This is a genomic window from Streptomyces sp. SID3212 (genome assembly GCF_009865405.1).
GTDB lineage: Bacteria > Actinomycetota > Actinomycetes > Streptomycetales > Streptomycetaceae > Streptomyces.
On record NZ_WWJY01000525.1, the window covers coordinates 1 to 6,887 of the forward strand.

The following is a 6,887-nucleotide window of genomic DNA, read 5'->3' on the forward strand; positions in this document are numbered from 1 at the left end:
GGCCCCCGAACCACGGGCGCAGGTCACGACCCCGGTGCCCGCGCCCGCCCCGGCGCCCGTCGTGACGGACACCCCCTAGGGCGTGACGGACTCCCCCTGGGGGGTGTCCGTTCACTCCACCTCCGCGAGCACCGCCTCGGCGTCCAGCGTCGTGCCCACCGCCTGGAGCACCGAGGCGATCTTGAACGCCTCCTGGACCGTCTCGCGGTCCACGCCCGCCTTGCGGAGTGCCTCTTCGTGCGAGTCGAGGCACTGGCCGCAGCCGTTGACGGCGGAGACGGCCAGCGACCAGAACTCGTAGTCGGCGCCGTCCACGCCGTGGTTGCCGATGACGTTCATCCGCAGGCCGGCCCGGAGCACTCCGTACCCGGGGTCCGACATCAGGTGCCGGGTCCGGTAGAAGACGTTGTTCATCGACATGATCGCGGCGGCCGACTTCGCGGCGGTGTACGCCTCCGGGGAGAGCCTGGCCCTCGCCTCGGGCGCCAGCGCGCGCAGGACGCGGGGCGAGCGGGAGGCGATGGCGCAGGCCAGCACCGTGCCCCAGAGCCGCTGTTCGGGCAGCTCGCTGTTGCCGATGACCGAACCGAGGTTCAGCCGCAGGTCCTTGGCGTAGTCCGGCAGGGCGGACTTCAGTTCGTCGAGTGACACGGGGATCACTCTCCCGAGAGGAGGGCGGCGGCGTCGAGGGTCCGGTCGCCCTTGGTCCAGTTGCACGGGCACAGTTCGTCGGTCTGGAGTGCGTCGAGCACCCGCAGCACCTCCTTGGGGTTACGGCCCACGGAGCCGGCCGTCACCATGCTGAACTGGATCTCGTCGGACGGGTCCACGACGAACACCGCGCGCCGCGCGAAGCCGTCCGCGTCCTCGATGCCCAGCTCGCGCATCAGCTCGTGCCGGGAGTCGGCCAGCATGGGGAACGGCAGGTCCCGCAGGTCCGGGTGGTCCTTGCGCCAGGCGTGGTGGACGTACTCGGAGTCGCCGGAGAAGCCGAGCACCTGCGCGTCGCGGTCGGCGAACTCCCCGGCCAGCCGGCCGAAGGCGGCGATCTCGGTCGGGCACACGAAGGTGAAGTCCTTGGGCCACGCGAAGAAGATCTTCCACTTGCCCTCGTACGTCTTGTGGTTGATCTCCTCGAACTCCGCGCCCTTCTCCAGGGAGACGCAGGCGGTCAGTTCGAACGACGGGAACGTGTCACCAACAGTGAGCACACGCACTCCTTGTGGGGGCGGAAGTCCCCTTTCGGGGCTTTCGGTGTATTGCGAGAGGCCGCGTTGCGTCACTGATGGTGGCACAGCGGACACAAGGACGGAAACGCTCCACAACCTTCCGTAACCCTCATGAGTCGGTTTCAGCGGGACAGGTGCTGATTCTCACGTCCCAAAAGAACGGATCACCCGTCCTTTGTCACAGGGTCGGATGTTAGCTTTCTGAGCTGATTCCGGTAAAAGCCGGTGAAACGACAAGATCAACGACAAGTCCGGGAGCGGAGCGACACAGCGATGGGCCGTGCTGACGAGAGACGGGCCCGGCACCGAGGAACCCGCCGGGCACCCAAGCCCAGGAGGAGCGGCATACGCCGGCTCTTCACATGGAAGAAGATGCTCGGCACGTTCTTCGGCCTGTGCCTGCTCGTCATGGGCGCGTTCGTCGTGCTGTACCTGACCGTGTCCGTGCCCGACGCCAACGCCCAGGCCAAGATGCAGAGCAACGTCTACAAGTACAGCGACGGCACGGTCCTGGCCCGTACCGGCGAGGTCAACCGGGAGATCGTCGGCCTGGAGGAGATCCCGCAGCCCGTCCAGCGGACCTTCGTCGCCGCCGAGAACAAGTCCTTCTACCAGGACGCGGGCGTCGACATCAAAGGCACCGCGCGCGGCGTGCTCAACACGCTGTCCGGGAAGGGCAAGCAGGGTGGTTCGACCATCACCCAGCAGTACGTCAAGAACTACTACCTGACGCAGGACCAGACGGTCTCGCGGAAGCTCAAGGAACTGGTCATCTCCTTGAAGGTGGACCGGAAGCTGAGCAAGAACGAGATCCTCGCCGGCTACATCAACACCAGCTACTACGGGCGCACGGCGTACGGGATCCAGGCCGCCGCGCAGGCGTACTACGGCGTCGACGCCGCCAAGCTGAACGTCGCGCAGGGCGCGTACCTCGCGGCGCTGCTCCAGGCCCCCAGCCAGTACGACTGGGCCGAGGCCACGCCCCTCGGCAAGAAGCTGGTGACGGCCCGCTGGAACTACGTCCTCGACAACATGGTCGAGCAGCACTGGCTGGACGCCTCCGTGCGCGCGGGCCTGAAGTTCCCCGTACCGCACGAGCCCAAGGTCGCGCCCGGCATGGAGGGCCAGACGGGCTACCTGGTCAAGGCCGCCGACGAGGAACTGGTCCGCCAGGGCGTCGACAAGGAGCAGATCGACGCGGGCGGCTGGACGATCACGCTCAACATCGACCGGAAGAAGCAGCGGGAGCTGGTCAAGTCGGTCGACGAGCAGCTGGAAGACAAGATCGACCGCAAGAAGAACAAGACCGACGCCACGGTCCAGGCGGGGGCCACCTCCGTCGACCCGAAGACCGGCAAGGTGCTCGCGCTCTACGGCGGGGTGGGCGCCACCGAGCACTGGCTGTCCAACGCCACCCGCCAGGACTACCAGCCGGCCTCGACGTTCAAGCCGGTCGTGCTCGCCTCCGCGCTGGAGAACGGCGCGCGGACGCAGGACGGCAAGAAGATCGACATCGGGACGGTGTACGACGGCACCAGCAAGCGCCCCGTCAAGGGCAGTGACACGCCGTTCGCCCCGGAGAACGAGGACGACCACAGCTATGGGCCTGTCGACGTCCAGAAGGCGATGAGCGACTCCATCAACTCCGTCTTCGCGCAGATGGTCGTGGACGTCGGCCCCGCCAAGGTCAAGCAGACCGCGCTCGACCTCGGCATGACGGATGTCGCGGACAGCTTCCCCGAGCGCCCCGCCATCTCGCTGGGCACGATGGACGCCTCCACCTGGGACATGGCGGGGGTCTACGCGACCCTCGACAACCACGGCAGGAAGGTCACGCCGACGATCCTCGAGTCGGCCGAGCACAAGAACAAGCTGGTCGACCTCCCGGACCCGATCGGCAAGCAGGTGATCGACCGGGAGACGGCGGACACCGTGACGCACGTCCTCCAGGGCGTCGTCGCCAACGGCTCCGGCAGCGCGGCCAGGACCGACGCGTACGAGGCGGCGGGCAAGACCGGCACCTCGGAGAACAACAAGTCCGCGTGGTTCGTCGCGTACACCCCGCAACTCACCACGGCGGTGGCCCTGTTCGGCGAGGCGCCCAAGGGCGGCACCCAGGTCAGCCTGACCGGAACGGCCAACTCGGGCCGCGCCAACGGTGGCGGCTTCCCGGCCCGCATCTGGGCGGACTACACGCTGGCCGCGCTGAACGGCGGCTCGGACGCGACGTTCGACCTGGACTACCGGAAGCCGGTACGGGAGAAGCCGACGCCGACCCCCACGCCGACCCGGTCCACCCCCACCCCGAGCGCGACAACCCCGTCGCCCAGCCGCTCCACCCGCACGCCGGAACCGCCGACGGACACCCCGAGCGCCCCGCCCACGCCGAGCGAGAGCCCGTCGGAGTCGGCCACGCAGTCCCCGCCGGTGACGACGCCCGTCACCCCGCCGGACGAGACGTTCGAACCGTTCGAGCCGTTCGGTCCGCCGGGCACCTCGCGCGGCGGTCAGGGCCGCACGCCCTGACGCACGGGTGCGGGGCGGGCCGTGAAGGCCCGCCCCGCACCCGTCGAACCGCGCGACCCGTCAGCCGCCGTTGACCTGGTGGGCGATCCGGTCGCCCACGTTCTTGTCGATGTTGCGCCAGTACTGGAGCGCCCGGTCCAGGACCGGCCGGGACACGCCCTGCGCCAGGTGCCCGGACACGTTCGCCACCAGCCGGTCGCGCTGCGCGTCGTCCAGCACCTGACGGACCTGGGTGCCTGCCTGGCCCCAGTCGTCGTCCTCGCTGTGCAGCTTGTACGCCTCGCGCACCATGTCACCCGCCGAGGCCCAGCCCGCCGGGCCGCCGAACCGCGCGGGGTCGGCCGCGGGGCCGCCGTACGAGTTCGGCGCGTACGGCATGGCCGCGTCCGACGCCTCGTACCGCATCGGGCCGTCCTTGGAGTACGAGTGCACCGGCGCGTGCGACCGGTTGGGCGGCAGCTGCGTGTAGTTCGGGCCGATCCGGTACCGGTGCGTGTCCGGGTACGAGAAGAGCCGGCCGAGCAGCATCTTGTCCGGGGACGGGCCGATGCCCGGCACCAGGTTCGACGGTTCAAAGGCGGCCTGCTCGATGTGGACGAAGAAATTGTCCGGATTCCTGTCGAGCGTCATCCGGCCGACGTCGATCAGGGGGTAGTCGCCGTGCGGCCACACCTTGGTCAGGTCGAACGGGTTGAACCGGTAGTCCGCCGCGTCGTCGAACGGCATGATCTGGACCTTCAGCGTCCAGGTCGGCGCGTCGCCCGACTCGATCGACTCGTACAGGTCGCGGCGGTGGTGGTCCGCGTCGGAGCCGGCCATCTGGTCCGCGTCGGCCTGGGACAGGTAGTCGATGCCCTGGTCGGTCTTGAAGTGGTACTTCACCCAGAAGCGCTCGCCCGCGCCGTTGATCCACATGTACGTGTGCGAGCTGTACCCGTTCATGTGGCGGAACGACTTGGGGATGCCCCGGTCGCCCATCAGCCAGGTCACCATGTGGGCCGACTCGGGGGACAAGGTCCAGAAGTCCCACTGCATGTCGTTGTTGCGCAGCCCGGTGGCCGGGTGGCGCTTCTGCGAGTGGATGAAGTCCTGGAACTTGATGGGGTCACGGACGAAGAAGACCGGCGTGTTGTTGCCGACCATGTCGTAGTTGCCGTGCTCCGTGTAGAACTTCAGCGCGAAGCCGCGCGGGTCGCGCCAGGTGTCGGGCGAGCCCAGCTCACCGGCGACCGTCGAGAAGCGGGCGAGCATCTCCGTCCGCTTCCCCGGCTGGAACATGTCCGCCTTGGTGAACTGGCTGACGTCGTTCGTCACTTCGAAGAAGCCGTACGCGCCCGCACCCTTGGCGTGGACCACCCGCTCGGGGACCCGTTCACGGTTGAACTGGGCCATTTTCTCGATCAGGTAGTGGTCCTGCATCAGGATCGGGCCGTCGGAGCCGATGGTCAGCGAGTGCTCGTCGCTCTCCACCGGGATGCCGACGTTGTTGGTCGTGAAAGGAGTCTGAGGGGATGACTCGGACACGAGCGTCCTCCCGTCGATAGAGGGCCCGGGGGCCGGGGTGACCCAGAGCGTGTCCGCGGAGTGGTGTCTGGCTCGCGACGCCTGGCGGCGGACGACCCCACTTCGCGGACACTCCCTGGGACGTGGCAGCGGTCACATCGGCCGCCTGCCCCAGTGAACCTCCGCGACACCCCGTCGGCAACATTTGTCCCCTATTGCCCGCCCGGACTTCTCTTTCTATGCTTTCGCCCGATAGGTCGCCTTTATCGACCGGTCGCCTTCACCGGCCCGGCCTCACGACCCGGCGGGTTCGGTGGGGCCCGTGGCGATCTCGAACCACACCACCTTGCCGGTCGACAGCCGGGTCGCCCCCCACCGCCGCGCCAGGCGGTTGACCAGGAACAGGCCCCGGCCGCCCTCGTCGGTGTCGCGGGCCCGCCGCTGCCGGGGCAGCTGCGGCGAGTCGTCCCCGACCTCGCAGCGCAACACGTCCGTACGGAGCAACCGCAGCGTGACCGGTCTCTCCGCGTACCGCACCGCGTTGGTCACGACCTCGCTGATCAGCAGCTCGACCGAGTCGCTCAGCTCCTCCAGGTCCCAGCGGGCCAGCGCCCGCCGGGCGAGGCGCCGCGCCCGGCCCGGGGCCGCGTCCTCCGGCTCCAGGAACCAGTACGCGACGTCGCTCGGCGCGATCCCGTCGAAACGGGCCGCGAGCAGCGCGATGTCGTCGTCCCGGTCGCCCGGGCCCAGCACGTCGAGCACGTCGTCGCAGAGGGCCTCCAGCGGCGGCGCGTGGTCGGGCCCGGTCAGCTGGGCCGTCGCGGCCAGCCGCTCCCGCAGCTGCTCGATACCGGTCCAGACGTCCCGCAGCCGGGACTCCACGAGCCCGTCCGTGTAGAGGAGGAGGGTCGCCCCGGCCGGCGCGTCCAGCTCGACGGCCTCGAAGTCGACACCGCCGACCCCGATCGGCGCTCCCGGCGGCACCCGCAGGACCTCCGCCCGGCCGCCCAGGTGCAGCAGTATGGGCGGCGGGTGGCCGGCGTTGGCGATCGTGATCCGGTGCGAGACGGGGTCGTACACCGCGTACAGACACGTCGCCATCCGGTCCGTGCCGAGTCGCTGCGCCTGCTCGTCCAGATGGTGCAGCACCTCCTGCGGCGGCAGGTCGAGACCCGCGAGGGTCTGCGCCGTCGTGCGGAGCTGGCCCATGATCGCGGCGGAGGTCATGGAGTGGCCCATGACGTCACCGACGACCAGCGCCACCCGGCTGCCGGGCAGCGGGATGGCGTCGTACCAGTCACCGCCGACCCTGGCCGTCTCGGCGGCCGGCAGATAGCGGGAGGCGAGCCGCACCCCGGTCGGCTGCGGCAGGTTCTCCGGGAGCATCGTGCGCTGGAGCTCGTCGGCGATGTAGGCCTCGCGTCCGTACAGCACCGCCTTGTCGATGCCCAGCGCCGTGTGGGTGGCCAGCTGCGCGGCGACGAGCAGATCGTTCGGCTCGAAGGCCGCCCGGTCCGGTCTGCGCAGGAACACGGCGGCGCCGATGACCCGCCGCCGCCCGCGCAGCGGCGCCAGGATCGCGCGGTGCCCGGTCGGTACGGTGCGGTCGGCGCCCAGCAGCTCGGGCAG

At 69.6% G+C, this 6,887-nt stretch carries 5 protein-coding genes; 1 reads left to right on the top strand and 4 read right to left on the bottom strand.

Features of this window, described 5'->3' with window-relative positions; translation table 11 throughout:
- Window positions 1-111 precede the first annotated feature (111 nt).
- Together GT042_RS15770 and GT042_RS15775 are read right to left on the bottom strand one after the other, a co-directional pair.
- Complete coding sequence (locus tag GT042_RS15770) at window positions 112-651, bottom strand: alkyl hydroperoxide reductase (RefSeq protein WP_161309345.1); 540 nt, start codon at window positions 649-651, stop codon at window positions 112-114.
- Window positions 652-656: 5 nt separating this feature from the next.
- On the bottom strand, window positions 657-1,211 hold the full coding sequence (locus GT042_RS15775; protein ID WP_161309346.1) for a peroxiredoxin: 555 nt from the start codon (window positions 1,209-1,211) through the stop codon (window positions 657-659).
- A 291-nt stretch (window positions 1,212-1,502) separates the two neighbouring features.
- On the opposite strand from GT042_RS15775, the gene GT042_RS15780 reads away from it, so the two are divergent.
- A complete protein-coding gene (locus GT042_RS15780; RefSeq protein ID WP_161309347.1) occupies window positions 1,503-3,755 on the top strand; it encodes a transglycosylase domain-containing protein in 2,253 nt (750 codons plus the stop codon).
- A gap of 60 nt (window positions 3,756-3,815) precedes the next feature.
- On the opposite strand, the gene GT042_RS15785 is transcribed toward GT042_RS15780, so the two are convergent.
- A complete protein-coding gene (locus GT042_RS15785) occupies window positions 3,816-5,279 on the bottom strand; it encodes a catalase (protein WP_161309348.1) in 1,464 nt (487 codons plus the stop codon).
- 273 nt (window positions 5,280-5,552) lie between these two features.
- The coding region (locus GT042_RS15790; protein ID WP_161309349.1) for an ATP-binding SpoIIE family protein phosphatase at window positions 5,553-6,887 on the bottom strand (1,335 nt) is incomplete at its 5' end.

Excerpts from the sequence above, each read along its gene's own strand:
- GT042_RS15780 (WP_161309347.1), top strand. The coding sequence starts at position 1,503 with ATGGGCCGTGCTGACGAGAGACGGGCCCGGCACCGAGGAACCCGCCGG.